Below are 26705 nucleotides of genomic sequence, written 5' to 3' on the forward strand. Positions count from 1 at the left end.
GGCTTAACGCAGCAGGGACATCACGTTCTGCGGCACCTGGTTGGCCTGGGCCAGCATGGCCGTACCGGCCTGCTGCAGGATCTGGGTGCGGGTCAGTTCGGCGGTTTCCTTGGCGAAGTCGGTATCGCGGATGCGGCTGCGCGAGGCGGCCAGGTTCTCGGAGCTGGTCTGCAGGTTGGCGACCACCGAGGTGAAGCGGTTCTGCACCGCACCCAGGTCGGCACGCGCGCCGTTGACCGAGGTCAGCGCCTTGTCGACGATCTCCAGCGCCTGCTGCGCACCCTTGACCGAGCTGATGTCCAGATTGCTGGCGTACTGCCTGGTCGGGGCGGCACCGGCGGTGTAGCCGGCCGCGGTGGTGGCGAACGCGGTGAACGCACCGCTGCTGTTGACGCTGTCCTTGACCGAGGTCAGGGTGACGGCGCCCGCAGCGTTGGCTTCAGCATAGACACCGGTCTCACCGACCTTGCTGTTGATGTGCGCGGCCAACTGCTTGCCGGTTTCGCTGGCGTTGGCGGCGGCCAGGCCGACGCTCTTCACGGTCAAGGCGTCGAAGCTGACCGCCGTGCCCTTGCTGTCCGTGATGGTGAACGCGGCCACCACCTGGTCGGTGTTGTCCGTGCCGGTCACCGCCGCGATCGTGCCGGTGGCGAACTGGGCGCCGCCCAGGGCGTTCGCCTTCGCATCGACGGTCTTGTCGATGGCGATGGCCTGGCCGGCGTTGGCGCCGACCTGGAACAGCTGGCTGGAGAACGAACCGTCCAGCAGCTTGGTGCCGTTGAACTCGGACTGCTTGGCGACGCGGTCGATTTCGGCGGTCAGCTGCTTGACTTCGGCGTTCAGCGCGGCGCGGTCGGACGAGGAGTTCGTCGCGTTGGCCGACTGCACCGACAGCTCACGGATGCGCTGCAGGTTGTTGCCGATTTCGGTCAGCGAGCCTTCGGCGACCTGTGCCAGCGAGATGCCGTCGTTCGCGTTGCGGACGGCGACGTCCAGGCCGCGGATCTGCGTGCTGAAGCGTTCGGAGATGGCCAGACCGGCCGCGTCGTCCTTGGCGCTGTTGATGCGGAGACCCGACGACAGACGCTGGATGGTCGTGGCCAGCGAGGCGCCGCTGGTGCTCAGGTTACGCTGAGCATTCAACGACATCGTGTTGGTGTTGATTACCTGTGCCATGAGAGTTTTCCTTAGGCGTGTGTCGCACGGGGGGTGGAGTGGTCAACGCTGCCCGGCCGTGCAACCCGGGACGTCAAAGGGTTAGTTCCGCAGCAGGGACATCACGTTCTGCGGCACCTGGTTGGCCTGGGCCAGCATGGCCGTACCGGCCTGCTGCAGGATCTGGGTGCGGGTCAGTTCGGCGGTTTCCTTGGCGAAGTCGGTGTCGCGGATGCGGCTGCGCGAGGCGGCCAGGTTCTCGGAGCTGGTCTGCAGGTTCGCGACCACCGAGGTGAAGCGGTTCTGGATGGCACCCAGGTCGGCGCGGGCGCCGTTGACCGAGGTCAGGGCCTTGTCCACCACTTCCAGGGCGCGCTGCGCGCCGGCGAAGGTGGTGATGTCCAGCGACTGGACGAACGAGCCGGCCGCCGCCAGATCGCCACCGTTGGTGCTGGTTTCGGTCAGGCCCAGGTTGGCGGCCGTCGAGACGGTGGCGCCGGCGACGACGGGGCCGCCGAAGGCGAGGGCGAACTCCTGGCCACCCTTGATGCCGGTCAGGTTGATGACGCCCGCCTTGACCTCGGCGTACACGCCGGTCTCGCCCAGTCGGGCGTTCAGCGCAGCGGCCGCGCCCTGGGTGATCGACTGGCCGGCCTTCACTTCGAAGGCGCCGATGTCGACCGTGGTCGCGGTGCCGCCGGTCGGGGTGACGGTGACCTGCAACTGCGAGAACGTGGTGTCGGCCGCGGCCGCATCCGTGCCCAGCGCAGTGCCGGTGTAGAGGTTGGCGAAGGTCACGCCGCCCAGCGTCTGCGCGCGGGCGTCGACCACCTTGTCGATGGCGATGGCCTGGCCAGCGTTGGCGCCGACCTGGAACAGCTGGCTGGTGAACGAGCCGTCCAGCAGCTTGGTGCCGTTGAAGTCGGCCTGCTTGGCGACGCGGTCGATTTCGGAGGTCAGCTGCTTGACTTCGGCATTCAGTGCGGCGCGGTCGGACGCGGAGTTGCTGGCGTTGGAGGACTGCACGGCCAGTTCGCGGATGCGCTGCAGGTTGTTGCCGATCTCGGTCAGCGAGCCTTCGGCGACCTGGGCCAGCGAGATGCCGTCGTTGGCATTGCGCACGGCGACGTCGAGGCCGCGGATCTGGGTGCTGAAGCGTTCGGAAATGGCCAGACCGGCGGCGTCGTCCTTCGCACTGTTGATGCGCAGGCCCGACGACAGGCGCTGGATGGTGGTGGCCAGAGAGGCGCCGCTGGTGCTCAGGTTGCGCTGAGCGTTGAGCGACATCGTGTTGGTGTTGATTACCTGTGCCATGTTCGTCTCCTCTTATTTGGATTCACGGCGTTGAAGGGAAAAGACGCTGCCGGTTTGTTTTGTTGGGCTAGTCGTCTTCGTGTTGCGAAATGAATAACGGCGCTGCCAAAAAAACCTTTAGGGCATGCTGAAAAAAATGTGCTAGGGCACCGAAACCCTTGCTGGCAAGGGGTTTCAGCGGGATGCGAAAAGCGTGATGGCGGCCCTAAAGAAGGGTCGGCGGGTGCCGTTAAGCGCGCCGCGTCCGCTGGGTAGGGCCTGGGAACGCGCAGGGCGCCACCGCACGTGGCGCGATGAAAGCAGTCGTGGCATCACATGCGCAGGGCGCGCACGGCGGCGATCAGCGGGCGGGTTTTCGCCAGGCGTCGTCGGGATCGTCGAGCAGCGAGAGATCGGGTATGCGGTATTCGCAACCGACCAGGGTGCGTCCCTGCAGGCCGGGATGTTCGCCGGGATACACCACCAGCGCGTGCGCATCGTCGAGTGCGCCGGACAGCGGAGCGTCCTTGCTTTCTTCCAGCGCACGTTCGAGTTGCGCGGTGGCCTGTTCGATCGGGCTGTCCACCAGCAACAGCACGCGGTTGTCGGTGATGACGACCGCATCGCTTTGGTGTCCCCATGCCGTCGCGGGTTCGGCGAGGCGATAGAGGTCCATCGCCGGCGCGCTGTACTGGCGTTCGGTCTGGGTGAATTCGGTGGGACGCTCGCGCCGCAGTCGCGGCAGCAGGCCGCGCAGGTCGGCAGCAGCCGTGCGACAGGCGAGGGCGTCGATCAGCGTATCCGTCGGTCCATCGGGGACGGGCGGTGGCACGGTACGAACCGACTGCGCGGACGACAGGACTGCCGTGCCGGCCAGCCAGGCGGCCAGCACCATCGGCAGCGTCTTACTCGATCTGCGCATTCGCGTGGGCGGCATCCAGCGCTTCCATGGCGTCGCGCGGTTTCAGCTTGCCGGCTTTCTCGAACGAGGCGGCGGCCGTGTCTTCCTTCTTGTCGCCATGCAGGAGCAGCAGCACGTTGGCGTACTCGACGTGCGCGATGGGCGAGTCCGGCGTCAGCTTGAGCGCGGTCTTGATGTGCGATTCGGCTTCGCCGGCCTTGGCGCCGTAGGTCAGGCCGCCGATCATCGCGCCGATCTTGTCGATGATCTCGGCGTGATAGAGCGCCAGCGCGGTATGCGCTTCGGCATGCTTGGGCTCGCGCTCCAGCGTCGCGTCCAGCGCGGCGCGGACCTTGCCGGCGATGCCCTGCTTGAGCGCCTTGGCGATGCTCAGGCCCTGGCTGTAGCGGCCGAGCGCGAACGCATGCCGGTAGTGGCTGTTGGCTTCGTCGGGCAGCACCTTGATCGCGGCCTCGGCCAGCTTGGCGGCCTGCTCGAAGCGCTTCAGCTGTTCGGCCTCGTCCTCCACCAGATAGGTGGCGTGGATGCCCATGGCCTTCACCGCGACCGAGGCGCCCAGCGGCCCGAGGGCATCGCCGGCTTCGTAGGCGGCCTGGAAGTCGCCGTGGTGGAACGCGCGCCAGGCGTCCTGCAGCCGCTGCGCAAGGTCCGCCGCCTCGATGCCCTTGGCGGCCTTGCCGGCGGCGGCGATCAACGCCTTGGCGCGTTTTTCGTCCGGATAGGGTTCCTGGTCGCCGGCATGCAGTGCGGGCCAGGCCTTCTTCAGCGCATCGCCGGCATAGGCGTACGCCTTGGCGTCGTGAGGAAACGGAGCCCACTTCGAAGATTTAGCTGCCATCGGTCATCCCTCCCAAGGTGCGGCGAGCATCGCCGCGAACGCGGTCCGCAGGCAACCCCTACGCAATCCATCGCCTCAACGGCCAATAGTGTGATTGCTCGACGCAGGCCGGACAGCATCCCGTCATGGAAGCCGGCCATCGCGGTCGGCATGTGGATCGCCCCCATGGCCGCCAAGAAGACCTCCCGCAAGACCCCCGAACCCACCCTGCGCCACGTCTGGCTCGCCGGACTCGGCGTGATCGCGGTCGCCCGCCGCGAAGCCATTGCCGCCGTCGCCGATGCCGGCGATCGCCTGCAGGCAGCACGCCAGCAGGCGGAAGCCCTGGCCGGTCAGGCTCAGCGCGATGTGCTGGGGCGCCTGGCGGACGTCCGCGAGCAAGGCGAAGCCAGCGTGGAGCGCTTCAGTGCCGACGTCGAAGCCCGCCTGCAGCCCGTGCTGGCCAAGCTCGGCCTGAAGAAGCCTGCCCGCAAGCCGGCGGCCCGCACCCGCAAGAAGCCGGCCGCCAAGCGCACGCGTGCGGCCTCCACGCCGCGCAAGGCCGCGACGAAGCGCCCGGCACGCCGCAGTCGCGCCTGACCGCTGGCGACAAGCGCCGAGAACAGGAACGCCCCGGCATGCCGGGGCGTTCTTTCATGGCGACTTGTTTAAAGGTGGCGGGTGACCGCGGGCTCGGAGAACCAGTCGTTGTCGCGCCCGTTGGCGTAGCGGATCGGGATCTCCGCCAGCAGGGCAGGCTCCACATCGTCCAGGCAGGACAGGTTCACCGAGTAATAGCGCCCGCCCAGCACCTCCAGCTCGCCGCGGCCGAAGGACTTCACGCCGCAGTGCCTGCAGAACAGGTGTTCCGCCACGCCGCTGCCGAAGGGATAGCGGGTGAGGGCGTCTTCGCCCTGCAGCAGGCGGAACGCGTCGGGCTTCACCACCATCCCCCAATAGCGGGTCTTGGTGCAGATCGAGCAGTTGCAGCGGCCACTGCCGGCGCCCAGGTCGAGGTCGACGTCGTAGCGCACGGCACCGCAGTGGCAACTGCCCTGGTAGGTCTGGACGGTCATCTGGCGCATTCCTGATGGGATGTGGGGTGCCATTGTCGCGGTGATCGAGGACAGCATCAGTCCTCAATAGGCGTGCATACTGGCCCCATGCTCAGCACCTCCAATCGCCTGCTCCGCCTGCTGTCGTTGATGCAGTCCCGTCGCCACTGGACCGGCGCCGAGCTGAGCCAGCGACTGGAAGTCGACCGCCGCACCCTCCGCCGCGACGTCGAGCGCCTGCGCGAGCTGGGCTATCCGATCGACGCCTCGCCGGGACTGGGAGGCGGCTACCGGCTCGGGTCCGGCTCGGCGATGCCGCCGGTGCTGCTGGAGGACGACGAGGCCGTTGCGGTCGCCGTGGCCCTGCGCACCGCGGCGGCCAGCGTGGGACGGATGGAGGACACGGCGCTGCGCCTGCTGTCCAAGCTCGACCAGTGGTTGCCGGCGCGGCTGCGCAAGCGCGCCAGCGCGCTGTACTCGGTCACCTTGTCGCTGGCCGGCGGCGTGCCGACCTCCGACGTGGACCTGCTGCTGCGCATCGCCGCCGCCTGCCGCGACGGCTTCCGCCTGCGCATGCATTACCGCGACCGCAGCCAGCGCGCCACCGAGCGCCTGATCGAACCCCTGCGCCTGGTGCACACCGGCAGCCGCTGGTACCTGGTCGCGTGGGACCTGAAGCGCGAGGACTGGCGCACGTTCCGGGTCGACCGCGTCCAGTCGCTGCACGACACCGGCACGCAGTTCCCGCCGCGCGAGTTCCCCGGCGACGTGGCGGACTACGTGGCCAAGTCGATCACCCAGCCCTTCACCCGCTACCAGATCCGCCTGCGGCTGCCGGGCTCCATCGAAGAGCAGGCCACGCGTGTACCGACATGGTGCGGCATCCTCGAGGCCGGCGACGCGCACCACTGCATGCTCGAGTTGGGGGCCGAATCGATCGATGCGCTGCTCGCACTGATGGCGCTGATCGGCCCGGACTTCGAGATCGTCGACGATCGCGGACTGCTGCCCGAACTGCGCGCGGCGTCGACCCGCCTGGGCGCGGCGCTGGCCGCCGCCTGATCCATCGCATTGCCTAGGCCGATGTAGGCGGGGCTTCAGCCCCGACGCTTGCAGGCCTGTTCGCTGGAGTCTGGGGATAAAGCGTCGGGGCTGAAGCCCCTCCTGCACATGCGGCGCAGGCTACTCGGTATACGCCTGCGTCAACGTGTTCAGGTGCACGCGCTCGGCATCGCGCAGGAACGGTGCCACCAGCATCATCACCTGCACGATGCCCTGGCGGATCGCGGCCTGTTCGTCCTTCTCGCCGCGGGTGGCGGCGTAGTTCAGCCAGAAGGTGGAAATCACCAGGACATTGGTGGCGGTGGCGGCGAGTTCGGCAGCGGACGCGCGCATCACGCCGGCGTGGCCCATGCCGCGCATCACCGCATGTGCGCTGTCGTCGGCGCGCTTGAGGATGCGGGCGAAGCGCAGCCGCAGGCGGCGGTTGCGGCTGAGGATCTCGACCAGGTCGCGGTACAGGAAGCGGTAGTCCCAGATGCATTCGAACACCAGGTGCAGCTGCAGCCAGATGTCCTCCAGTCCCGGCAGCCGGTCGGTCGGCGGCGTCAGCGCGGCATCCATGCGCTCTTCGTAGCGGGCGAAGAGCTGCTCGATGATGTCGTCCTTGTTGCGGAAGTGGTAGTACAGGTTGCCCGGGCTGATTTCCAGCTCGTCGGCGATGTGGTTGGTGGTGACGTGCGGCTCGCCCTGCGTGTTGAACATCGCCAGGGCGGCGTCGAGGATGCGCTGGCGGGTGTCGCGCGCCACTTACGTGGTGAGCTTCTTCACCAGGTCCACGTACTTCTTCTGCGCGTCTTCCGGCGCCGTGCCCTTCAGCTTGGCCCACGCCTCGTACTTGGCGGTGCCGACGAAATCGAAGAAGCCGGGCTTGTCGCCCTTCACGTCGCCCTCCGATCCTTGCTTGTACAGGCCGTACAGCCGCAGCAGCGTGTCGTTGTCCGGGCGCTCGGTCAGCGTCTGGATGTCCTTGGATGCCTGCTCGAACGCGCTCTTCAGATCTGCCATGGATGATCCCTCCCAGTGATCGTGGCCATCACACCACGGGCGGTGGGGACGGTCAATCCGTGACGGGATTGTCGAACGTGGGCGGCTCTGGCAAGTTAGCCCGCAGGGCGGTCGGAGGGGCTGGCCCACGAAAATCGAGGATTGGGTCGTCATGAGCTATTTCGTCACGGGCGCCACGGGATTCATTGGCCGCTACCTGGTCGGTAACCTCCTCAAGCGCAGCGGGACGGTCCACGTGCTGGTCCGCAAGGACTCGCAGAAGAAATTCGACGCCATCGCCAAGAAAGCCGGCTGGGACATGAAGCGCGTGTCCGTGGTGCAGGGCGACATGACCAAGCCCAAGTGCGGGCTGACACCCGCCCAGCTGCGCGCGCTCACCGGCAAGGTGAAGCATTTCTTTCATCTGGCCGCCATCTACGACCTGACCGCCAGCCGCGAGTCGCAGCAGGCCGCGAACATCGACGGCACCCAGCATGCGCTCGACCTGGCCGCTGCGCTCAAGGCCGGCTGCTTCCACCACACCAGTTCCATCGCCGCCGCAGGCCTGTACCCGGGCATCTTCCGCGAGGACATGTTCGACGAAGCCGAGGGGCTGGACGATCCCTACCTGCGCACCAAGCACGAGTCCGAAGGCCTGGTGCGCAAGGAAACCCGCATCAAGTGGCGCATCTACCGTCCCGGCATGGTGGTCGGCCACTCGAAGACCGGCGAGATCGACAAGATCGACGGACCGTACTATTTCTTCACCCTGATCAAGAAGCTGCGCGAACTGCTGCCGCCGTGGATGCCGGTGCTCGGTGTCGAGGGCGGGCGCATCAACATCGTGCCGGTGGATTTCGTCGCCGATGCGATGGACCACATCGCGCACAAGCCGAAGCTGGATGGCCATACCTTCCACCTGACCGATCCGGAACCGATGCGCGTGGGTGAGGTGCTGAACACCTTCGCCCGCGCCGGCCACGCCCCCGAGATGACCATGCGCCTGGATGCGCGCATGTTCGCGTTCGTGCCAGGCGGTATCCGTACCGCGGTCGGCAACCTGCCGCCGGTGCGGCGCTTCATCGGCATGCTGCTGCGCGACTTCAAGATCCCGAAGGAAGTGCTGAAGTTCATCACCTATCCGACGCGCTTCGACAGCCGCGAGACCGAGCGCGCGCTGAAGGGCAGCGGCATTGCGGTGCCGCGCCTGGACGACTACGCATGGCGCTTGTGGGACTACTGGGAACGCCATCTGGACCCGGACCTGTTCATCGACCGCTCGCTGAAGGGTAAGGTGCGCAACAAGGTCGTGGTGATCACCGGCGGCTCGTCGGGCATCGGCCTGTCCACCGCGCAGCGCGTCGCCGAAGCGGGCGCGACCACGATCATCGTCGCGCGTGGCGAGGAGGAGCTGTTCAAGGCCCGCGACGACATGAAGAAGGCCGGCGGCAAGGTATTCGCCTACACCGCCGATCTCGCCGACATGGCGGACTGCGACCGGCTGGTGAAGACCGTGCTGGACGAGCACGGGCACGTCGACATCCTGATCAACAACGCCGGCCGCTCGATCCGCCGCTCCATCGAGGCCAGCTACGACCGCTTCCACGATTTCGAGCGCACGATGCAGCTGAACTACTTCGGCAGCATCCGCTTGATCATGGGCTTCCTGCCGACGATGACGGAGCGCCGCAAGGGCCACATCATCAACATCAGCTCGATCGGCGTGCTCGCCAACTCGCCGCGCTTCTCGGCGTACGTGGCGTCGAAGGCGGCGCTGGACGCGTTCAGCCGTTGCGCGCAGGGCGAACTGTCGGGCAAGGGCATCAGCTTCACCACGATCAACATGCCGCTGGTGAAGACGCCGATGATCGCGCCCACCAAGATGTACGATAGCGTGCCTACGCTGTCGCCCGAAGAAGCCGCCGACCTGCTGGTCAAGGCGATCATCGAGAAGCCGAGCCGCATCGCGACGCGCCTGGGCATCTTCGCCGCCTTGGTCAACGCCGTGGCGCCGAAGGCCTACGAGGTGGTGATGAACACTGCGTTCGAGCTGTTCCCGGACTCGGCTGCGGCCAAGGGCGACCGCAAGGCGCTGAAGGAGGCCGCGCCGAGCCAGGAGCAGATCGCCTTCGCCTCGCTGATGCGGGGCGTGCACTGGTAGCGGCAGCTCGTGTGTAGGAGGGCCTTCAGGCCCGACCATGGCTGCCCGAAAAGCGAGCTGCTTACGTGGGTCCTCGTTCGTTACCAGTGCGCACGAATGCTGAGACGTTCAGGTCGGGCCTGAAGGCCCTCCTACAGCGGTGACCGCGTGCTCGTGCTACGGGGTGCTGTCCGCCCATCGCAACGGCACCGCCTGCATGTTTCGCATATGCAACGCCAGTGGTTCGATCCGCGACCAGATGACGTCTCGGAGCTCCACGTCATCCACCGTCTCCGCCATCGCACCATGGAAGCACGCCAGCCAGCCGCTCGCTTCCTCCATGCCGATCCGGAACGGCAGGTGGCGGGCCCGCAACATCGGCGCGCCGTGCTTCTGGGTGAACAACGGCGGACCACCCAGCCAGCCGCTGAGGAACTCGAACAGCTTCTGCTCGCTGCCATCGAGCGTGTCCGGATGCTGTGCACGCACGGCCGCCGCTTCCGGCAGCGTATCCATCAGCGCATACATGCGCTGCGTCATCCGGCGCAGGCCGGCTTCGCCGCCGATGCGGTCGTACAAGGTGGGAGCGTCGGTCATTGGGATCAAAGGCGGGACGATCGCGGGATCATCCCCCGGCGGCGATGGCGCGCACAGCGACCGAACGTCGCGGCGCGCGCAGGCTCACATCGTCTTGCACTGGCGCCAGCGCACCGGTTCGCTGCTGCCCGGCGGCGGGTTGAGCTGCACGCGGCTGGCGCGCAGGGCCGGGTAACGCTCCAGCTCCAGGCAGATCCACGGCCAGACTTCCTTCTCGCTGGCCACCCGGTCGATGCTGAGGGTCAGCTTGGTCTGCCAGACGCCGCGGGTGATGCCCGGGGTCTTCGACAGCGCCTTCAACACGTTGGCCATCTGCACTTCCAGTTCCGCTTCCGTCGGTTCGTGGAAGCTTTCCTGCGCGACCGGAGCAGGCGCGGCGGGTGCTGGGGGGCGCGCGACAGCGGCGGGCGCAGGCGCGGCCGCTTCCTCGGTTTTCGGGTGCGTGCCGGACCAGGCGACCATCGCCAGCGCGCCCAGGGTGACGGCGCCCAGCCACGAGATGCTGGAGTGGCGCTTGGCGCGGCCGGACGCGTAGTGGGTGATCTGCTCGCGCAGGGCAGGTTCGACCAGATGGCGGACTTCCGGCCACAGGCGCGGTCCATCGAGCAGCTCGATCGTGGTGCCCTGGGCGGCGTCGCGGCCTTCCTTCTCCACCTTGCCCTCGGTGGCCAGGATGCCGCCTTGGGCGGCGCCCAGGCGGATGCTGGCCGCGAGTTCCTGTACCGGCGCGGCGGCGATCCGATAGGCCGATCCGTGCTTGCAGGACAGCAGCCAGCGCTCGTCGCCACGCGCGAGCAGGAAGGTCGATTGCGGCTCACGCGATTCCTGCGTCTCCGGTGCGGCTTCCACCAGGCCCCGTTCCGCCATCGCCGCAAGCACCAGTTTGGAGAACTCGCGCCAGCGCAGCCCAGACAGCGCGTGCAGGCCGTAGGACATTTCGTCGCGGGGGCGGCGGACCAGCCAGAAGTAGAGAGTGGCGGCGATACCGCTCACCAAAGTGACGGCCAGGCCAATGAGCCAGATGGACATGTTGCGCGGGCAGCGTTGTTGTTATTTGACCCGCGATTCTACCGGGCCGGCCCTGCGCATGTCTGTGATCGTCCGGTCGAATGCCGGAGGGCAAGCAAGCGCCCGCCAGTCCGAAGTCGTAAGGGGAGGGGAGCAAACGAACTTCGGTGGACTGGCGGGCGGAATGATTGTTACGTCATTCGATGCTGCCGCGCAACAAAAAACTGTTCAGAAAAGCGCGAGAAACATCATTGCCGCCTTATGGTGCAGCCTTCTTGCGCGATGCACGTTTGGCGGGCGTTTTCTTCGCTGCGGCAGGCGCCGGTTTCTTGACGGCGGCCTTGCGCGGACGCGCTGCGCGCGCGGGTTTGGCGGCCGGTGCGCCGCCGAGCTTGCGCAGTTCCGCGTTAAGCGCGTCGACGCGATCGATAAGCGCGGAAAGATCTTCGCGGCTCGGCACTTCCAGGCGGCGCAGCGCGCGGTGCACGCGTTCCTCGAAGACTTTTTCCAGCCGATCCCACGTATCCGAGGCGCGTTCGCGTGCCTGGCCGACCGTGGTCTCGACCGCGTCACGCATGGCCTGCGCCTTGCCACCGGCGGCCTTGCGCGTGACGTGCTCCAGCGACAGGCCTTCCTTCACCAGCGTCTCGAACAGCTTGGTGCCTTCGGCCTGCGCGCGACCGAATGCGCCGACGCCGGCCAGCCAGACCTGCTGCGCGGATTCGCCGAGGCGCTTGGACATCTGCTCGGCCTGCGCCTGCAGGTCCTCGTTCTTGGAAGCGGAAGCGGTCTTCTTGCGTGCGGATTTCTTCAGCGTGGCCATGGCGTTCCGTCGTTGGGTGGTGTTGGGAGTGCGCGCCAGAATCGACGCCGCGTCTAGAGTTTTCACACCAGCGGGTGACGCATCCGTGATCGGCTCAGGAGCGCCGCGCCGCCCGCTGCCGCGAGACCAGCTGGTCCACGTCGTCCAATGCGCGGCGCAGGCGTGCGGTGGTCTCGGTCATGCGCGGGGTCACGTCGAGGCCGTCCAGGATCGAACGATGACGGTCGTTGACGATGTCCTCGTTGTAGCGGATGCCGTGCGCGGCCAGCATCGGCTTGAGCACGGCGGCGCGCTTGCGCAGGTCCGCCAGCGTGTTGCGGTAGGCCAGCTGGCAGACGCGGTGGCGCGACGAGAAGCTGAAGAGGTTGGTGAAGAACAGCTCGCTGTCGTCCGCGTTCGGTTCGAACACCAGCTGGTCGATGTCCGGGTACCGGTGCGGGTACTTCTCCATGCCGATCTGCATGCGCGACTGCAGCAGGGTGCGCAGCGTCTGCGACAGCACGGCGGGCAGGCCGCCGCTGGCCAGGCCGACCGGTTCGGCCTCGTCCGCCTGCGTGAGCGCCTGGTTGGCATCGAACGGCACCAGCGGGTTGATGCCGATCATCAGGTCGATGCCGCGGTCCAGCACCGTGCTCGCGTGCATGGTGCGGCGCAGGGCACCGTCGAGGAAATGGCGGCCGCCGATTTCCACCGGCGGGTACAGGCCGGGCAGGGCGGAGCTGGCCTGCACGGCGCGCGAGATCGGGATGTCGTCCCAGCCTTGCTCGCCGAAGCGCACGGCTTCGCCGCTGTCCAGGTCGACCGCGACCACGAACAGGTCCGCCTCCAGCGTGCGGAAGTCGTTGCTGCGGCCACGCCGGCTGAAGATGTCGCGCAGGAAGCGCTCGACTTCCTCGTTGTCGAAGATGCCGGTCGGCACCAGCCCGCCGAAGCGCAGGAACAGGTCGGACCAGCGCGTGGCGCGGCGCGGGTTGCGCACCAGCCGCGACAGCCAGTCCGCGTACAGCCCGGGCAGGCTTGCGGCGCGGCGCAGGTACTCGCCGACGTTCGGGCGCAGGAAGGTTTCGGGGCGGAACTCGGCGTCGTCGCTGGTGCCGGTGATGAAGATGCGGCACATCTCCGCCGTACCCATGCGGTTGGCCAGCCCGGCCGCGAGGAAGGCGCCGGAGCTGACGCCCACGTAGCAGTCCATCCGGGTCAGGTCCAGGCCGTCCAGCGCTTCGTCCAGCGCGCGCAGCGCGCCCAGCTCGTACATGCCGCCGATGGGGCCGCCGCCGGCGATGGCCAGCCCGATCTTGCCGTTGTGGCCCCGTTGCCGTGCGCTGTGGATCGAAAGCATGTACTACCCGTGGTGACCTTGCGTTCCGAGTGTAGCCGACCGGCCCGCGGGTTGCGGTGGTCGCCATGCGCCGGGATCATGCGGTCCATGGCACGAGTGAATCCGCTGATCGAACGCGTCGGCCGGCGCCTGGCCTGGCACCAGGCCGCGCACGACCCGGCACGCGAACCGCGCAACCGGCTGCGCTGGCTGCCGGAAGTACGGCGCTGGCAGGCCGCGCGCCTGGAAACCAGCTTCGCGCACTTCCTCGAGGACCCGAAGCGGCGCGCGGCAGCCATGTTCTTCCTCACCGACGTCTATGGCGACCACGACTTCAGCGGCCGGGATGCCAACGTCGCCAAGGTGATGCCGATGATGCAGCGCCTGCTGCCCGGCGCGGTGCTCGAGACCGTATCCCATGGCATCGAACTGGGCGTGCTGACGCATGCGCTGGACATGCGCATGGCCGAAGCCCTGCACCGGCTGGCGCCGAGCCGCCGCAAGCTGGATGCCGACCTGTATGGCCAGGCCTATCGTGAGGTGGGGTTGCCGCGCCTGCGCAGGCACCAGATCGACCTGATCGCCGAGGTGGGCGTGGGGCTGGCGCGGGCGGTGAAGACCCCCGGCGTGGCCACGCTGCTCAAGCTGTCGCGCGGTCCGGCCAAGGCGACCGGGCTGGGCCAGTTGCAGGGATTCCTCGAGCGGGGCTTCGCCGCCTTCGCGGCGCTGGGCGATGGCAAGGCGTTCGTGCGCGATATCGAACGGACCGAACGGGCCGTGTCGCGCCGCTTGTTCTCGGGCGACCCGGATCCGTTCCGCGACTAGTCGAACTTTTCGCTCAGCACGCGGCGGATCTCGGCCTCGATCGGGCCCTTCATCGCCGACAGCAGGAAACCCAGGTTCGCGGTGACCCGCAGCTTGTCGGCGAGCAGGGCGATCTTGCCGTCCACGCCGGAGCGGCTGAAATTCAAGGTATCGCCGTCCCAGCCGTAGTCCATGTCGAAGCGTTCGGCGAGTTTCTTCGCCACGCCTTCGATGGCCTTGCGCGCCTGCGCAGGCGTTTTGGAATGCGGGTGCTGGATATCGATGCTGGCCATGCGCGGGCTCCTGTGACGTGGCGGTATTCTGCGCGGCGCGGCGTGAAGATGCCAAGCCGGGACTGCCTCGCCGTGCGCCAACCTGATAGGCTCCGGCGCGTGCAGAACCTCAGACTTCATTTCAGCAATCGCCCCGCACCGGACCGGCCGCTCACCACCGGTGTGCACCGCATCGTGCGCGAAGCCGCCGGCACCATCGGCGTCGGCGATGCGCTGCAGGGCGCACTGCTGGCGCAGATCTGCGTGGACCGGCGCGGCCTGTGGCTGCAGGTCGCCAACGGCATGCGCGGCGTGCACATCAACGGTCGCCCGGTCAGGCGGATGGCGGTGTTGCGTCCCGGCGACGCGGTGTTCGTGGAAGGCGTGGAGCTGCTGCTGCAGTCCGGCTATGCGTCGGCGTCGGACCTGCGCGACAGCGATGCCGGCCAGGGCGACATGCGTGTGGTGCTGCGCGGCCTGGGCGGCAAGTACCACGGCAAGAGCGTGTCGCTGGAACAGCCGCGCGTGGTCGGCCGTGCCCGTGATGCGCACATCCGCGTCGACGACCCGGCCTTCGCCGAGCGGCATGCCCGGCTGGAACTGCGCGGCGACCGCGTGCTGCTGCGCGACCTGGGATCGTCCGAAGGCACGCGCGTCAACGGCATGGCCGTGCGCGACGCGCTGCTGGTCGCCGGCGACCAGATCGTCTTCGACGCCCAGCACCGGTTCGTGCTGGAAGTGCCGTGGGCGCCGAGCGCGAAGCTGGAGGAGGCGGCAGCCGCGGACGATGCCGACGACGCATCCGCCGAGCGTGCCGTCGTGGCGAAGCCGTCGTCTTCGGCCTTGCGCTGGCCCTGGCTGCTGCTCGCGGCGTTGCTGATGGCGGGCGCGCTCAGCGCGCTGCTGCTGTTCGGCGCCGGCTGAACGACGTCCAGGCCCGCCAGCCGAGCAGGCTCGCCAGGATGGCGGCATACAGCAGCGGCTCGCGGATGTCGGACTTCACCAGCCACCAGAAGTGCAGCACCGCCAGCACGCCGATGGCATAGACGAGCTTGTGCAGCTGGCCCCAGCGGCGGCCGAGGCGGCGCATCCAGCCCTGCGTCGAGGTGATCGCCAGCGGCACCAGCAACAGCCAGGCCGCGAATCCGACCGTGATGTAGGGACGCTTCACGATCTCCTCGAAGATCTGCGTCCAGTAGCCGCGCAGGTCCAGGCCCAGGTACACGCCCAGGTGCAGCGTGGCGTAGAAGAACGCGTACAGCCCCAGCATGCGCCGGTAGCGCAGCAGCACCGACTGGCCCGTCAGCTGCCGCAGGGGGGTGACCGCCAGTGCGATCATCAGGAAGCGCAGCGCCCACAGGCCGGTGCGGTGCTCGATTTCCGCCACCGGGTCCGCGCCCAGCGCGTCGCTGCCGGTCTGCCAGACGTCGTAGAACTGCCAGGCGAGGATGGCCAGTGGCGTCAGCGCCAGTGCGTGCACCGCCGCCTTCGCGGCGACCAGGCCAGCCGATGGCTTGCGTCCGGCTGCCACTCAGTACCACTTCTTCAGGTCGAGGCCGGCATACATCGAGGCCACCTGGTCGCCGTAGCCGTTGAACATCCGCGTCGGGATGCGCTCGGCGAACAGCTTGCTCTGGGTGCCGGCGATGCGGCGTTCGGTCTTCTGGCTCCAGCGCGGATGGTCGACGTTCGGATTGACGTTGGAGAAGAAGCCGTACTCCGACGGCTGCAGGTCGTGCCACGCGGTCTCGGGCATGCGTTCGACGAACGTGATCTCCACGATCGACTTGATGCTCTTGAAGCCGTATTTCCACGGCACCACCAGCCGTAGTGGCGCGCCGTTCTGCTGCGGCAACGGCTTGCCGTACAGGCCGGTGGCGAGCAGGGTCAGCGGATGCATCGCTTCGTCGATGCGCAGGCCTTCCCGGTAGGGCCAGTTGATCGAGCGGTAGCGCACGCCGGGCATCTGCAGCGGGTCGGCCAGGGTGGTGAAGGCGACGTACTTCGCCTTGGAGGTTGGCTGGAATTTCTTCAGCACCTCGCCCAGCGGCACGCCCAGCCACGGGATCACCATCGACCAGCCTTCGACGCAGCGCAGGCGGTAGACGCGCTCCTGGGGCGTCAGCCCCTTGACGAGATCCTCGAGCGCGATCTTGCCGGGCTTGGCGCACTCGCCGCCGACCACCACCGTCCACGGCGAGGTCTTCAGCGTCTTGCGCGCGTTGGACGGGTCCGCCTTGCCGGTACCGAACTCGTAGAAGTTGTTGTAGCTGCTGACGTCCTCCAGGCGGGTCAGCGTCTCGGTCGTGCGGAACCCCGAGCGCGCCTGCTCGGGCGTCACGGTGATCTTGGGCGCGGGAGGCGGTTCGGCCTCGGCGCAGCCGGCCAGGGCGAGGGCAGGGGCGGCCGCCAGCGTCTGCAGCAGGCGCCGGCGCTCCAGGTAGACGCGCTCGTCGGTGATCTGGGCGGCAGGGATCCGCAGGGCATCGCGCAGGGACATCGGGTTCTCCAGACGGGGGGCGTGGCGATTGGACGCTGCAGGCGCCGAAAAATTCCCGCCACGACGTTACGGGTCCACCTTATACGCCGCAGGGTGAGCATGGGATGCAGCGCGTTCGTAATTCATGCTCCGGCGTCCGCATCGTTGCCCCTGCAACTGATGCACTGCGGCATACTACGGACCCTCTCTCGCAGGTGCCCCATGACGCGCGCGTTCAACTTCAGTGCCGGTCCCGCCACGCTGCCCGAGCCGGTGCTGCGGCAGGCCCAGGCCGAGATGCTCGACTGGAACGGCATCGGCGCGTCCATCGTGGAGATCAGCCACCGCAGCCAGGATTTCATCGCGGTGGCCGCCCAGGCCGAAGCCGACCTGCGCGCGCTGGTCGGCATCCCGGACGACTACGCCGTGCTGTTCCTGTCCGGCGGTGCGACGACCCACCAGGCGCTGCTGGCGCTGAACTTCGCAGCGCCGGCGCAGGTCGTCGATTACGTGGTGACCGGGCACTGGGGCAAGACCGCCATCAAGCAGGCCAAACCCTACTGCACGGTCAACATCGCCGCCGATGGCGAGCCGGGCGGCTTCCACGACATCCCGGCGCGCGATACCTGGCAGCTCACGCCGGGCGCGGCCTACGTGCACATCACCGCCAACGAGACCATCCACGGCGTGGAGTTCCGCGATACGCCGGACGTCGGCGGCGTGCCGCTGTTCGCCGACTTCAGCTCGTCGATCGCCTCCGAGCCGCTGGACGTGTCGAAGTACGGCGTCATCTACGCCGGTGCGCAGAAGAACCTCGGCCCGGTCGGCGTGGCGGTGGTCATCATCCGCAAGGACCTGTTCGAACGCGCCGGCCAGCCGCGCGCCGACATCTTCGACTACCGCTCGCATGCCGAGCGCGATTCCATGCTCAATACGCCGCCGACCTGGAACTGGTACCTGGCCGGCCTGGTGTTCAAGTGGATGCTGGCCGAAGGCGGCGTCGCCGAGTTCGCCCGCCGTAACGCAGTGAAGTCGTCGCTGGTCTATGGCGCGATCGACGCTTCGGGTGGCTTCTACCGCAACGAGGTGGCGCCGGCCGCGCGCTCGCGGATGAACATCCCGTTCTTCCTGCCCGACGACACGCTCAACGCGCGCTTCGTCGCCGAGTCCAAGGCGGCCGGCCTGCTGGCGCTGAAGGGCCATAAGGCGGTCGGTGGCATCCGCGCCTCGCTGTACAACGCGCTGCCGGTGGAAGGCGCGCAGGCGCTGGTCGATTTCATGCGCGACTTCCAGCAGCGCAATGGTTGAGTGACGTCCTTGTAGGAGCGACGTGAATCGCGACCACCAACCTTCCGGTCGCGACTCACGTCGCTCCTACAGAAAGCATCTTTAGGAAACGCGAATGGCCTCCAAGCCCACCAAACCCAGCAAGCCGAAGAAGACCGCCAAGCCCGCTGCGGGCAAGCAGGCCGAGGCGACGCCCGCCCCGGTGCTGTCCGACGTGCGCGCCAAGATCGACGGCATCGACCGGCAGATCCAGTCGCTGATCGCCGAGCGCGCCGTCTTCGCCCACCAGGTCGGCAAGGCCAAGGGCAAGCTCGCCGCCGCCGTCGATTACTACCGCCCCGAGCGCGAAGCGCAGGTGCTGCGCATGGTGGTGGACCGCAACGAGGGTCCGCTGTCGGACGAAGTGCTGGTGCATGTCTTCCGCGAGATCATGTCCGCCTGCCTCGCCCAGCAGGAGCCGCTGAAGATCGGTTACCTCGGGCCGGAAGGTACGTTCAGTCAGCAGGCGGTTCTCAAGCATTTCGGACGCTCGGCGCACGGCCTGCCGTTGGCGAGCATCGAGGAGGTCTTCCAGGAAGTGGCCAGCGGCAATGCCGATTTCGGCGTGGTGCCGGTGGAGAACTCGGGGCAGGGCACCATCCAGATCACCCTGGACATGTTCCTCACCTCCGACCTGAAGATCTGCGGCGAAGTCGAGCTGCGCGTGCACCAGTTCCTGATGTCGCGCACCGGCCGCATCGACGACATCGAGCGCATCTACGCGCATCCGCAATCGTTCGCACAGACCGCGGGCTGGCTGCGCGCCAACCTGCCGAAGGTCGAGAAGGTACCGGTCTCCAGCAATGCCGAAGGCGCGCGCCGCGCGCGCGGCAACGACGATGCGGCCGCGATCGGCGGCGAGAGCGCGGCGCATGTGTACGGCCTGAAGAAGGTCGTCATGAGTCCGATCCAGGACGACAAGGACAACACCACACGCTTCCTGGTGATCGGCCGCAGCATCTTCCCGCCGTCCGGCCACGACCGCACCTCGGTGCTGGTCTTCATCCACGACAAGCCCGGCGCGCTGTTCGACGTGCTCAGCCCGTTCGCGCGCCACGGCATCAGCATGAACCGCATCGAGTCGCGCCCGTCCCACCACGCCAAGTGGGAGTACGGTTTCTTCATCGACCTGGCCGGCCACATCGACGACGAGGCGATGAAGCAAGCGCTGGCCGACCTGAAGCAGCACTCTGCGCAGATCAAGGTGCTGGGTTCGTATCCCGTCGCGGTGCCGTGAACCTATAGCGACACCCGTAGCGACTAGCGCCGTCATTCCGGCGAAAGCCGGAATCCATCTTGCTCTTGCTGACCTTGCGAAAGGCAAAAGACAGAATGGATCCCGGCTTTCGCCGGGACGACGGAAAGCCCGTCGCCACCTCGAGTCAGCGCGCTCCTCCACTTTCCAGACCCGTAACGAACAGCGATGAAACAACAAGACTGGATCGCCTCTGTCGGCCAAGCGCTGCGCGGCACCCTCGATATCCCCGGCGACAAGTCCGTGTCGCACCGGGCAGTGATGTTCGCCGCACTCGCCGATGGCACCTCGACCATCGACGGCTTCCTCGAAGGCGAAGACACGCGCGCCACCGCGGCGATCTTCTCGCGGCTGGGCGTGCGCATCGAAACGCCGTCGCCGTCGCGCCGCATCGTGCACGGCGTCGGCGTGGATGGCCTGAAGGCAGCGGACGGCGAACTCGACTGCGGCAATGCCGGCACCGGCATGCGCCTGCTCGCTGGCCTGCTGGCCGCGCAGCGCTTCGACAGCGTGCTGGTCGGCGACGCTTCGCTGTCCAAGCGCCCGATGCGCCGCGTGACCGGTCCGCTGTCGACGATGGGCGCACGCATCGATACCGAAGAGGGTGGCTTGCCGCCGCTGCGCATCCACGGCGGCCAGCCGCTGACCGGTATCGACTACACGCTGGACGTGGCCAGCGCGCAGGTGAAGTCGGCGGTGCTGCTGGCCGGCCTGTACGCCGACGGCGAAACCATCGTGCGCGAGCCGCATCCCACCCGCGACTACACCGAGCGGATGCTCAAGGCGTTCGGCGTGGACATCGATTTCTCGCCGGGCTTTGCGCGCCTGCGTGGCGGCCAGCGCCTGGTGGCGACGGACATCGCGGTACCCGCGGATTTCTCGTCGGCCGCATTCTTCCTGGTCGCGGCCAGCATCATTCCGGGCTCGGAGCTGCGCCTGCGCGCGGTCGGCCTGAATCCGCGCCGCACCGGCCTGCTGCAGGCGCTGCGCCTGATGGGCGCCGACATCACCGAAGAGAACGCGAGCGAGCATGGCGGCGAACCGGTCGCCGATCTCGTCGTGCGCCATGCGCCGTTGCGCGGCATCGCCGTGCCGGAAGCACTGGTGCCCGACATGATCGATGAGTTCCCGGCGCTGTTCGTGGCCGCCGCCGCCGCCGACAGTCCCACCGTCGTGCGCGGCGCGGCCGAGTTGCGGGTGAAGGAATCGGACCGTCTCGCCGCGATGGCCAACGGCCTGCGCACGCTCGGCCTGCGCGTGGACGAGACGCCGGACGGCGCGACGATCTTCCCGGGCCCGCTGCAGGGTGGCGCGGTCGACAGCCATGGCGACCACCGCATCGCGATGGCGTTCTCCATCGCGGGCCAGCTTGCGCAGGGCGAGGTGCGCGTGGGCGACGTGGCGAACGTGGCGACCTCGTTCCCGGACTACGACGCGCTGGCGACCGGTGCCGGTTTCGCGCTGCGCAAGGCGTGACGCTTTGCTTTCTGTAGGAGCGACGTAAGTCGCGACCGCGATCTCGACGAATCATGGACGTCGGAGCGCGAGAACTCGGGTAAGCCGTCGGCTTGCGTATGTGGAAAGTCTACGGTCGCGACTTACGTCGCTCCTACAGGAAGCAGCCCGCAAACCCGGACGCAGAAAGGGGGACGCCTTGCCCGCGTCCCCCTTTCCTTTCCTCGTCCGCTCCGTGTGGGGAGCTTAGGTGAAGCCGGTTAGATGGGTTTGAAGTCCACCGGCACCTTCACGCTGGTGGCAATGGCCTTGCCGTTACGCATGGCCGGCTCGAAACGCCACTGCTTCACGGCGGTCAGCGCTGCGCGATCCAGCTCGCGTTCGCCACTGCGTTCGACCACGCTGACATTGACCGGGTTGCCCTGGGCATCCACCTCGGCCAGCACTACGACGGTGCCGCCGACACCGGCGCGCAGCATCGAAGCCGGATACTTGGGCTCGGCGTTGCCGGCCATCGGGCGGGCGTCGCGGCTGACCGCAGCCGGACGGTTGGCGGCCGCGCGTTCGGCGCGCGCCTTCTCGGCGCTAGCGGTTGCACGCTCCTTGGCGGGCGTGGTCATCGCCGGATCGTCGATCACGCTGCCGGGTACGGTGGCGACCGGGGCTTCGGCCGGGGCGCGCGACTGGCTCCACCAGATCAGGCCGCCGGCGGTGACCGCGAAGGCCAGCAACAGCAGCAGGACGGGCGAGGTGGTGCGACGCGGTTCGACCGTGGTGTCTTCGACGGTATCCGGGGCGCGGTATTCGTTGTTGGTGGGCATCGACATGTGAACCTCCGTTTCGCGTTGTGGGTTCCGCGTTGGAACGGTGCCGAGTCTTTGCTTGGGGATGTTTGCGATGCGTGATTCCGCAATGAAGCGAGCCGGCCGAAGTTCAGCTAGCGGAACGACGGTTCAGCAATGCGTACGCGTCGTCAAAGTGCATCCGCGCAGCGATCGTCCTGCTTGAAGTAGACGCCACCGGGGACACGAGCGTTCTGTTCGCCGCGTCTCGCCAGCGCGTCGCATCCCATCATGCTGACCGGCACCAGCTCCATCGCGATCGAACCCGATGCGTGACGCAGTACGAACGCGTGGCCCTGCCGTGTCCACGTGCCCGACTGGATCGGCTCCGCGCAGATGTCGCACTGCACCTGCATCGTGTAGCGACCGGAGTCCATCAGTCGTACCGCATGGGAGTAGCCGCGCCCCTTCACCCAGGTCTGGCCGGGCTCGTCGCCCAACGGGTCGTCGAACGACGGGCTGCGCGTGGACCAGAACCATGCGCAAGCGCAGAGGACGATCAACGAGATTGCCGACCAGGCAGCGATGCGTTTCAGCGATCGCGCATGGCCCATGCGGTCACCGCATCTTGAAATCGATCGGCACCGTCACCGCGCCCGGCACCGGCTGGCCATCACGCTGCGCCGGCTGGAAGCGCCACTGACGCACTGCGGCCAGTGCGGCACGATCAAGGTCGCGCGAACCGCTGCGCTGCGCGACTTCGACGGAGGTCGGCAGGCCGTCGACGCCGACTTCCACCCGCACCATCACCGTGCCCTGGTCGCCGTTGCGCATCGCGGAAGAGGGATATTCCGGCGCCGGGGTCTGGCCGGGGATCGGCACCGGCACGTCGCCGGGGGCCAGCGCGACCGGCGTGGCCGGCGCCGTCGGATCGGTCGGCGTGGCGGGCAACGGGGTTTCCGACACCGGCGCCGGCATCGGCGTTTCCTCGACCAGCTGCGGACGTTCCTCGGGGGCGGGGCGGGGCGCCGGCTCTTCCATGCCGCTGGCGCCCGCGCCGGTGGACAACGGTTCCGGCAGCGCCGCGATCGGCAGCGGCTTGTTGCCCGGCGCAGCGGCTTCGGGGGTGTAGAAGCCGTCATCGCGGCTGGCCCACCAGACGATCACGAACAGCAGCAGGCCGATGCCGAAGGCGATCGCGGCGTTTCGCAGGGCGGTGCGGGGCAGGCGGAAGGTGAAGTGCGGGTCGTGCGGTTGCTGGGCCGACATGGGGATCACCGGGAAAGACGCGCCGATTCTTGCACACGCGCCGTTAACCGCGCGGGCAGGCGGTCGCAGATGGGCGATAATGCGGGCTTCCCACGCCAGACTGCTGTTTCCATGCTCGATCCTGTCCTGCTCCGCACCCAGCCCGCCGAACTCGCCCAGCGCCTCAAGGAGACCCGCGGTTTCGACCTGGACGTGTCCCGTATCGCCGACCTCGAGGCCTCGCGCAAGCAGATCCAGAAGCGTACCGAGGAGCTGCAGAACCTGCGCAACACCCGCTCCAAGGCCATCGGCCAGGCCAAGGCCAAGGGCGAGGACGTCGCCGCGCTGATGGCGGAAGTGGCCGGCTTCGGCGACGAGCTGAAGGCCTCGGAAGTGAAGCTGGACGAGATCCGCAGCGAGATCGAGGCCATCGCGCTCGGCATCCCCAACCTGCCGCACGCCAGCGTGCCGGTCGGCAGCGACGAAGCCGGCAACGTCGAGCAGCACCGCTGGGGCACGCCGCGCACGTTCGACTTCGCGGTCAAGGACCACGTGGAACTCGGCGCCCGCCACGGCTGGCTCGACGCCGACACCGCCGCCAAGCTGTCCGGCGCACGCTTCACCGTGCTGCGCGGGCAGCTGGCGCGCCTGCATCGCGCGCTTGCGCAGTTCATGCTCGACCTGCATACCAACGAGCACGGCTACGAAGAAACCAGCGTGCCGGTGATCGTCAATGCCGACTCGATGCGCGGCACCGGCCAGCTGCCGAAGTTCGAGGAAGACCTGTTCGCCACCCAGTTGGGCGAACACACGCGCTACCTGATCCCGACCTCGGAAGTGCCGCTGACCAACATCGTCCGCGACGAGATCCTCGACGACGCCCGCCTGCCGCTGCGCATGACCGCGCATTCGATGTGCTTCCGCTCCGAGGCCGGCAGCGGCGGCCGCGACGTGCGTGGCATGATCCGCCAGCACCAGTTCGAGAAGGTGGAACTGGTCTCGATCGCGCGCCCGTCCGAGAGCTACGACGAGCAGGAGCGCATGACCCGCGCCGCCGAGACCGTGCTGGAGAAGCTGGGCCTGCCGTACCGCCGCATGCTGCTGTGCACCGGCGACATGGGCTTCGGCGCCACCAAAACCTTCGACCTGGAAGTCTGGCTGCCGTCGCAGGACATGTACCGCGAGATTTCCTCGTGCTCCAACTGCGAGGATTTCCAGGCGCGTCGCATGCAGGCCCGCTGGCGCAATCCGGCCACGGGAAAGCCCGAGCCTGTGCACACGCTCAACGGTTCCGGCACCGCCGTCGGCCGCTGCCTGATCGCGGTGATGGAGAACTACCAGAACGAAGACGGCTCGATCACCGTGCCTGAGGTGCTGCGCCCGTATATGGGTGGGGCGGAACAGATCGCCTGAGCAAACCGCCCCTCCCGCTTGCCTGTAGGAGCGCCCTCGGGCGCGATGCTCTTGTCAGGATCGCGCGAAAGGCATCGCGGGCATGGCCCGCTCCTACAACGCTCGAGGGTGGTCGGACATCGGTAGGAGCGCCCCCGGGCGCGATGCTCTTGTCAGGATCGCGCGAAAGGCATCGCGGGCATGGCCCGCTCCTACAAAGCTCGAGGATGGTCGGACATCGGTAGGAGCGCCCTCGGACGCGATGCTCTTCTCCGGATCGCGCGAAAGGCATCGCGGGCATGGCCCGCTCCTACAACGCTCGAGGGTAGCCAGCCGTCTGTAGGAGCGCCCTCGGGCGCGATGCTCTTCCCTGGATCGCGCGAAAGGCATCGCGGGCATGGCCCGCTCCTGCAACAGGAGGCAGCGCGGGCCGAGAATGCGGTCAGGCGGCCTGGCGCAGCGGGGTGGGGATGCTGGCCAGCGCGGCTTCGATGGCCTGCGCCTTGTGCTCGGGCGAGTAGGCCAAGCGCTCGGCGCGGATGAATTCCACGTCTGTGATGCCCAGGAAGCCGAACACCTGCTTGATGTAAGGCGCCACGAAGTCGATCGCCGTGCCGGCGTATTCGCCGCCGCTGGCCTCGGCCACGATGACTTTCTTGCCGCCGGCCAGGCCCATCGGGCCATTCTCGGTGTACTTGAAGGTGCGGCCGGCCACGGCCACGCGGTCGATCCAGGCCTTCAGCGTGGACGGCACGCCGAAGTTGTAGCGCGGCACGCCCAGCACGATGACGTCGGCGGCCAGGAACTGCTGCATGGCGGCCTCGCTGGCTTGTGCGGCGGCGGCATCGCCCCCACCCAGTACGGCGTTGGTCAGGTGGGGCAGCGGGTCGGTGTCCAGGTCGCGGTAGGTGACCTCCAGCCCGGGCACGCTGTCCTGCCAACGGGCTACGATGGCGGCGGTCAGTTGTCGGCTGACGGAGTTGGCGGCCAGCGCGCTGCTGTCGATATGCAATAGTTTCACGGTGGTACTCCAGTCGGATGCGGCCAGTGCCGCCTTGGAGATCACTGTAGGTCGTTGCATTGGTGGGATAAACGTAGTCTTACGTCACTGATTGTTCTAAAGGCGGAATTATTTCATGCAGCACGACCTCAACGACCTCTATTACTTCGCCATGGTGGTGGACCACGGCGGCTTCGCCGCGGCCGAGCGCGCCCTGGGCATCCCCAAGTCCCGCCTGAGCCGGCGCATCAGCCAGCTGGAAACCGACCTGGGCGTGCGCCTGCTGCAGCGCTCGACGCGCCGCTTCGCCGTCACCGACGTCGGCACCAGCGTGCACCGCCATGCGCAGACGATGCTGGCCGAAGCGCAGGCCGCGCGCGAAGTGGTCGACCGCCTGAGCGCGGAACCGCGCGGCGTGGTGCGTGTCAGCGTGCCGGTGGCGGTGGCGCAGATGCAGCTGCCGAAGATCCTGCCGGCCTTCCTCGACAAGTACCCGAAGGTGCGGCTGCAGCTGCACGTCAACAACCGCCGCGTCGACATCATCAACGAGGGCTACGACGTGGCCCTGCGCGTGCGCGCCAAACTGGACGACGACGGCAGCCTGGTGATGCGCAGCTTCGGCCAGATCCAGGAATTGCTGGTCGCCAGTCCCAAGTACCTCAACCGCGCCGGCCGCCCGAAGGTGCCGGAAGACCTGGCCGAGCACGTGACGCTGAGCATCAGCGAGGACGAGGCGCGCCAGCGCTGGGAGCTGCACGGTCCCAACGGCGAGGTGCGCCGCATCGAACTGAATCCGCGCCTGGCCGGCTTCGATTTCCCGCTGCTGCAGTCGATGGCGAAGGACGGTTACGGCATCACGCTGCTGCCGGAGACGGTATGCGCGGAGGCCGTGCGCAAGGGCGAGCTGGAGGTGGTGCTGCCGGAATGGAGCCTGCCGCAGGGCATCTGCCACGCGGTGTTCGCCTCGCGCCGGGGCATGTTGCCGGCGGTGCGGGTGTTCATCGATTTCCTGGCCGAGCACCTGCCGCAGCAGATCGAGTCGTCGCGGCTGGATTGTGGTGGCAAGTGCGCCGAGGAGAAGGAGAAGGCGATCGCCATGGCGATCGACAACACCAAGGCCGCCAAGGTGAAGAAGGCGTCGTAGGCCACGGCGGCGGGGTTCGTGCGAAAATGCGCGTCGGTCTGCAAGGGGCCGGGTAGGGTAAACATGGTAGCGGGGGCAGGATTCGAACCTGCGAACCGGACCAGCGAGTCCCGAGAAGCAACACCGGAGAGATGGCCGAGTGGTTTAAGGCAGCCGTCTTGACGCGAAGGCCGCAGGCCGGAGCGAACATCGACCGCAGGTCGATGGTAAAACTGCCGTACGGCGCGCAGCGCCGCGGTAGGGTAGTGACAACGGAGAGATGGCCGAGTGGTTTAAGGCAGCAGTCTTGAAAACTGCCGTAGGTGTAAGCCTACCGTGGGTTCGAATCCCACTCTCTCCGCCAGATCAACGCGCAAGGCATTGATTCTGATGCG

28 protein-coding genes and 1 tRNA gene are annotated in these 26705 nt (G+C 67.7%); 11 read left to right on the forward strand and 18 right to left on the reverse strand.

Annotated elements, in window-relative coordinates; translation table 11 throughout:
- Positions 1–3 precede the first annotated feature (3 nt).
- The 4 genes from AC04MD_RS17545 to AC04MD_RS17560 all read right to left on the reverse strand — a co-directional run bounded on the left by AC04MD_RS17545 (position 4) and on the right by AC04MD_RS17560 (position 4208).
- Positions 4–1176, reverse strand: coding sequence for a flagellin (locus tag AC04MD_RS17545; protein ID WP_475498557.1), 1173 nt, complete (start codon positions 1174–1176; stop codon positions 4–6).
- Between the two features lie 81 nt (positions 1177–1257).
- The gene (locus tag AC04MD_RS17550) at positions 1258–2469 is read right to left on the reverse strand and encodes a flagellin (RefSeq protein WP_475498558.1); all 1212 of its coding nucleotides are present in this window, start codon (positions 2467–2469) and stop codon (positions 1258–1260) included.
- Between the two features lie 340 nt (positions 2470–2809).
- A complete protein-coding gene (locus tag AC04MD_RS17555; protein WP_475498559.1) occupies positions 2810–3370 on the reverse strand; it encodes a hypothetical protein in 561 nt (186 codons plus the stop codon).
- Positions 3354–4208, reverse strand: a complete 855-nt coding sequence (locus AC04MD_RS17560; protein WP_475498560.1) for a hypothetical protein — start codon at positions 4206–4208, stop codon at positions 3354–3356. Before AC04MD_RS17560 ends, AC04MD_RS17555 begins: the two co-directional genes overlap by 17 nt.
- A gap of 165 nt (positions 4209–4373) precedes the next feature.
- Here AC04MD_RS17560 and AC04MD_RS17565 point away from each other — a divergent pair, with 165 nt between their 5' ends.
- Positions 4374–4787, forward strand: a complete 414-nt coding sequence (locus tag AC04MD_RS17565; protein WP_475498561.1) for a phasin family protein — start codon at positions 4374–4376, stop codon at positions 4785–4787.
- Positions 4788–4855: 68 nt separating this feature from the next.
- On the opposite strand, the gene AC04MD_RS17570 is transcribed toward AC04MD_RS17565, so the two are convergent.
- The gene (locus AC04MD_RS17570; RefSeq protein WP_475498562.1) at positions 4856–5263 is read right to left on the reverse strand and encodes a GFA family protein; all 408 of its coding nucleotides are present in this window, start codon (positions 5261–5263) and stop codon (positions 4856–4858) included.
- 87 nt (positions 5264–5350) lie between these two features.
- Between AC04MD_RS17570 and AC04MD_RS17575 the strand changes: the two genes are divergently transcribed.
- The gene (locus tag AC04MD_RS17575; RefSeq protein ID WP_475498563.1) at positions 5351–6304 is read left to right on the forward strand and encodes a helix-turn-helix transcriptional regulator; all 954 of its coding nucleotides are present in this window, start codon (positions 5351–5353) and stop codon (positions 6302–6304) included.
- 120 nt (positions 6305–6424) lie between these two features.
- Here the strand turns inward: AC04MD_RS17575 and AC04MD_RS17580 are convergent, their stop codons facing one another.
- Together AC04MD_RS17580 and AC04MD_RS17585 are read right to left on the reverse strand one after the other, a co-directional pair.
- Positions 6425–7051 carry a TetR/AcrR family transcriptional regulator gene (locus tag AC04MD_RS17580; protein WP_192267855.1) on the reverse strand — a complete coding sequence of 209 codons (627 nt, stop codon included), beginning with the start codon at positions 7049–7051 and terminating at the stop codon, positions 6425–6427.
- A complete protein-coding gene (locus tag AC04MD_RS17585) occupies positions 7052–7309 on the reverse strand; it encodes an acyl-CoA-binding protein (protein ID WP_475498564.1) in 258 nt (85 codons plus the stop codon).
- Positions 7310–7460: 151 nt separating this feature from the next.
- Between AC04MD_RS17585 and AC04MD_RS17590 the strand changes: the two genes are divergently transcribed.
- Positions 7461–9449 carry an SDR family oxidoreductase gene (locus AC04MD_RS17590; protein WP_475498565.1) on the forward strand — a complete coding sequence of 663 codons (1989 nt, stop codon included), beginning with the start codon at positions 7461–7463 and terminating at the stop codon, positions 9447–9449.
- A gap of 156 nt (positions 9450–9605) precedes the next feature.
- Here AC04MD_RS17590 and AC04MD_RS17595 read toward each other — a convergent pair whose 3' ends face one another.
- From AC04MD_RS17595 to AC04MD_RS17610, 4 genes are all read right to left on the reverse strand, one after another.
- Entirely contained in the window at positions 9606–10025 is a 420-nt protein-coding gene (locus AC04MD_RS17595; RefSeq protein ID WP_475498566.1) for a group II truncated hemoglobin, read from the reverse strand.
- Between the two features lie 84 nt (positions 10026–10109).
- On the reverse strand, positions 10110–11054 hold the full coding sequence (locus AC04MD_RS17600; protein WP_475498567.1) for a restriction endonuclease: 945 nt from the start codon (positions 11052–11054) through the stop codon (positions 10110–10112).
- 238 nt (positions 11055–11292) lie between these two features.
- The gene (locus AC04MD_RS17605) at positions 11293–11856 is read right to left on the reverse strand and encodes a phasin family protein (RefSeq protein ID WP_475498568.1); all 564 of its coding nucleotides are present in this window, start codon (positions 11854–11856) and stop codon (positions 11293–11295) included.
- A gap of 94 nt (positions 11857–11950) precedes the next feature.
- Positions 11951–13195, reverse strand: coding sequence for a patatin-like phospholipase family protein (locus tag AC04MD_RS17610; RefSeq protein ID WP_475498569.1), 1245 nt, complete (start codon positions 13193–13195; stop codon positions 11951–11953).
- Between the two features lie 87 nt (positions 13196–13282).
- On the opposite strand from AC04MD_RS17610, the gene AC04MD_RS17615 reads away from it, so the two are divergent.
- Positions 13283–13999, forward strand: coding sequence for a DUF8198 family protein (locus AC04MD_RS17615; protein ID WP_475498570.1), 717 nt, complete (start codon positions 13283–13285; stop codon positions 13997–13999).
- On the opposite strand, the gene AC04MD_RS17620 is transcribed toward AC04MD_RS17615, so the two are convergent.
- Positions 13996–14271 carry a polyhydroxyalkanoic acid system family protein gene (locus AC04MD_RS17620; RefSeq protein ID WP_192314265.1) on the reverse strand — a complete coding sequence of 92 codons (276 nt, stop codon included), beginning with the start codon at positions 14269–14271 and terminating at the stop codon, positions 13996–13998. The two genes, AC04MD_RS17615 and AC04MD_RS17620, sit on opposite strands and share 4 nt — an antisense overlap.
- Positions 14272–14370: 99 nt before the next feature.
- Between AC04MD_RS17620 and AC04MD_RS17625 the strand changes: the two genes are divergently transcribed.
- A complete protein-coding gene (locus AC04MD_RS17625; RefSeq protein WP_475498571.1) occupies positions 14371–15174 on the forward strand; it encodes an FHA domain-containing protein in 804 nt (267 codons plus the stop codon).
- On the opposite strand, the gene msrQ is transcribed toward AC04MD_RS17625, so the two are convergent.
- A complete protein-coding gene (msrQ, locus tag AC04MD_RS17630) occupies positions 15143–15751 on the reverse strand; it encodes a protein-methionine-sulfoxide reductase heme-binding subunit MsrQ (protein WP_475498809.1) in 609 nt (202 codons plus the stop codon). The two genes, AC04MD_RS17625 and msrQ, sit on opposite strands and share 32 nt — an antisense overlap.
- Positions 15752–15781: 30 nt before the next feature.
- The gene (gene msrP, locus AC04MD_RS17635; protein ID WP_475498572.1) at positions 15782–16750 is read right to left on the reverse strand and encodes a protein-methionine-sulfoxide reductase catalytic subunit MsrP; all 969 of its coding nucleotides are present in this window, start codon (positions 16748–16750) and stop codon (positions 15782–15784) included.
- A 201-nt stretch (positions 16751–16951) separates the two neighbouring features.
- Here msrP and serC point away from each other — a divergent pair, with 201 nt between their 5' ends.
- From serC to aroA, 3 genes are all read left to right on the forward strand, one after another.
- Complete coding sequence (serC, locus tag AC04MD_RS17640) at positions 16952–18037, forward strand: phosphoserine transaminase (protein ID WP_475498573.1); 1086 nt, start codon at positions 16952–16954, stop codon at positions 18035–18037.
- Between the two features lie 94 nt (positions 18038–18131).
- Positions 18132–19292, forward strand: a complete 1161-nt coding sequence (gene pheA / locus AC04MD_RS17645) for a prephenate dehydratase (RefSeq protein ID WP_475498574.1) — start codon at positions 18132–18134, stop codon at positions 19290–19292.
- A gap of 186 nt (positions 19293–19478) precedes the next feature.
- A complete protein-coding gene (gene aroA / locus AC04MD_RS17650; protein WP_475498575.1) occupies positions 19479–20786 on the forward strand; it encodes a 3-phosphoshikimate 1-carboxyvinyltransferase in 1308 nt (435 codons plus the stop codon).
- 239 nt (positions 20787–21025) lie between these two features.
- Here the strand turns inward: aroA and AC04MD_RS17655 are convergent, their stop codons facing one another.
- The 3 genes from AC04MD_RS17655 to AC04MD_RS17665 form a co-directional block, all read right to left on the reverse strand.
- Positions 21026–21592 carry an energy transducer TonB gene (locus AC04MD_RS17655; protein ID WP_475498576.1) on the reverse strand — a complete coding sequence of 189 codons (567 nt, stop codon included), beginning with the start codon at positions 21590–21592 and terminating at the stop codon, positions 21026–21028.
- A 146-nt stretch (positions 21593–21738) separates the two neighbouring features.
- Positions 21739–22161: a hypothetical protein gene (locus tag AC04MD_RS17660; RefSeq protein WP_475498577.1), complete on the reverse strand. Its 423-nt coding sequence runs from the start codon at positions 22159–22161 to the stop codon at positions 21739–21741.
- A 4-nt stretch (positions 22162–22165) separates the two neighbouring features.
- Positions 22166–22816 (reverse strand): energy transducer TonB, encoded by a 651-nt coding sequence (locus AC04MD_RS17665; protein WP_475498578.1) that lies wholly within the window; start codon positions 22814–22816, stop codon positions 22166–22168.
- Between the two features lie 111 nt (positions 22817–22927).
- Between AC04MD_RS17665 and serS the strand changes: the two genes are divergently transcribed.
- Positions 22928–24208 (forward strand): serine--tRNA ligase, encoded by a 1281-nt coding sequence (gene serS / locus AC04MD_RS17670; RefSeq protein WP_475498579.1) that lies wholly within the window; start codon positions 22928–22930, stop codon positions 24206–24208.
- 421 nt (positions 24209–24629) lie between these two features.
- On the opposite strand, the gene AC04MD_RS17675 is transcribed toward serS, so the two are convergent.
- The gene (locus AC04MD_RS17675; RefSeq protein WP_475498580.1) at positions 24630–25208 is read right to left on the reverse strand and encodes an FMN-dependent NADH-azoreductase; all 579 of its coding nucleotides are present in this window, start codon (positions 25206–25208) and stop codon (positions 24630–24632) included.
- A 115-nt stretch (positions 25209–25323) separates the two neighbouring features.
- Here AC04MD_RS17675 and AC04MD_RS17680 point away from each other — a divergent pair, with 115 nt between their 5' ends.
- Both AC04MD_RS17680 and AC04MD_RS17685 read left to right on the forward strand, forming a co-directional pair.
- A complete protein-coding gene (locus AC04MD_RS17680) occupies positions 25324–26331 on the forward strand; it encodes a LysR family transcriptional regulator (RefSeq protein ID WP_475498581.1) in 1008 nt (335 codons plus the stop codon).
- Between the two features lie 253 nt (positions 26332–26584).
- Positions 26585–26674, forward strand: a tRNA-Ser gene (locus tag AC04MD_RS17685).
- Positions 26675–26705: the final 31 nt, after the last annotated feature.

The organism is Pseudoxanthomonas sp. LjRoot206 (assembly GCF_056175725.1).

Coding starts and splice junctions, on each gene's coding strand:
- AC04MD_RS17545 (WP_475498557.1), bottom strand. CDS start 1,176: ATGGCACAGGTAATCAACACCAACACGATGTCGTTGAATGCTCAGCGT.
- AC04MD_RS17550 (WP_475498558.1), bottom strand. CDS start 2,469: ATGGCACAGGTAATCAACACCAACACGATGTCGCTCAACGCTCAGCGC.
- AC04MD_RS17555 (WP_475498559.1), bottom strand. CDS start 3,370: ATGCGCAGATCGAGTAAGACGCTGCCGATGGTGCTGGCCGCCTGGCTG.
- AC04MD_RS17560 (WP_475498560.1), bottom strand. CDS start 4,208: ATGGCAGCTAAATCTTCGAAGTGGGCTCCGTTTCCTCACGACGCCAAG.
- AC04MD_RS17565 (WP_475498561.1), top strand. CDS start 4,374: ATGGCCGCCAAGAAGACCTCCCGCAAGACCCCCGAACCCACCCTGCGC.
- AC04MD_RS17570 (WP_475498562.1), bottom strand. CDS start 5,263: ATGACCGTCCAGACCTACCAGGGCAGTTGCCACTGCGGTGCCGTGCGC.
- AC04MD_RS17575 (WP_475498563.1), top strand. CDS start 5,351: ATGCTCAGCACCTCCAATCGCCTGCTCCGCCTGCTGTCGTTGATGCAG.
- AC04MD_RS17585 (WP_475498564.1), bottom strand. CDS start 7,309: ATGGCAGATCTGAAGAGCGCGTTCGAGCAGGCATCCAAGGACATCCAG.
- AC04MD_RS17590 (WP_475498565.1), top strand. CDS start 7,461: ATGAGCTATTTCGTCACGGGCGCCACGGGATTCATTGGCCGCTACCTG.
- AC04MD_RS17595 (WP_475498566.1), bottom strand. CDS start 10,025: ATGACCGACGCTCCCACCTTGTACGACCGCATCGGCGGCGAAGCCGGC.
- AC04MD_RS17600 (WP_475498567.1), bottom strand. CDS start 11,054: ATGTCCATCTGGCTCATTGGCCTGGCCGTCACTTTGGTGAGCGGTATC.
- AC04MD_RS17605 (WP_475498568.1), bottom strand. CDS start 11,856: ATGGCCACGCTGAAGAAATCCGCACGCAAGAAGACCGCTTCCGCTTCC.
- AC04MD_RS17610 (WP_475498569.1), bottom strand. CDS start 13,195: ATGCTTTCGATCCACAGCGCACGGCAACGGGGCCACAACGGCAAGATC.
- AC04MD_RS17615 (WP_475498570.1), top strand. CDS start 13,283: ATGGCACGAGTGAATCCGCTGATCGAACGCGTCGGCCGGCGCCTGGCC.
- AC04MD_RS17620 (WP_192314265.1), bottom strand. CDS start 14,271: ATGGCCAGCATCGATATCCAGCACCCGCATTCCAAAACGCCTGCGCAG.
- msrP (WP_475498572.1), bottom strand. CDS start 16,750: ATGTCCCTGCGCGATGCCCTGCGGATCCCTGCCGCCCAGATCACCGAC.
- serC (WP_475498573.1), top strand. CDS start 16,952: ATGACGCGCGCGTTCAACTTCAGTGCCGGTCCCGCCACGCTGCCCGAG.
- pheA (WP_475498574.1), top strand. CDS start 18,132: ATGGCCTCCAAGCCCACCAAACCCAGCAAGCCGAAGAAGACCGCCAAG.
- aroA (WP_475498575.1), top strand. CDS start 19,479: ATGAAACAACAAGACTGGATCGCCTCTGTCGGCCAAGCGCTGCGCGGC.
- AC04MD_RS17655 (WP_475498576.1), bottom strand. CDS start 21,592: ATGTCGATGCCCACCAACAACGAATACCGCGCCCCGGATACCGTCGAA.
- AC04MD_RS17660 (WP_475498577.1), bottom strand. CDS start 22,161: ATGGGCCATGCGCGATCGCTGAAACGCATCGCTGCCTGGTCGGCAATC.
- AC04MD_RS17665 (WP_475498578.1), bottom strand. CDS start 22,816: ATGTCGGCCCAGCAACCGCACGACCCGCACTTCACCTTCCGCCTGCCC.
- serS (WP_475498579.1), top strand. CDS start 22,928: ATGCTCGATCCTGTCCTGCTCCGCACCCAGCCCGCCGAACTCGCCCAG.
- AC04MD_RS17680 (WP_475498581.1), top strand. CDS start 25,324: ATGCAGCACGACCTCAACGACCTCTATTACTTCGCCATGGTGGTGGAC.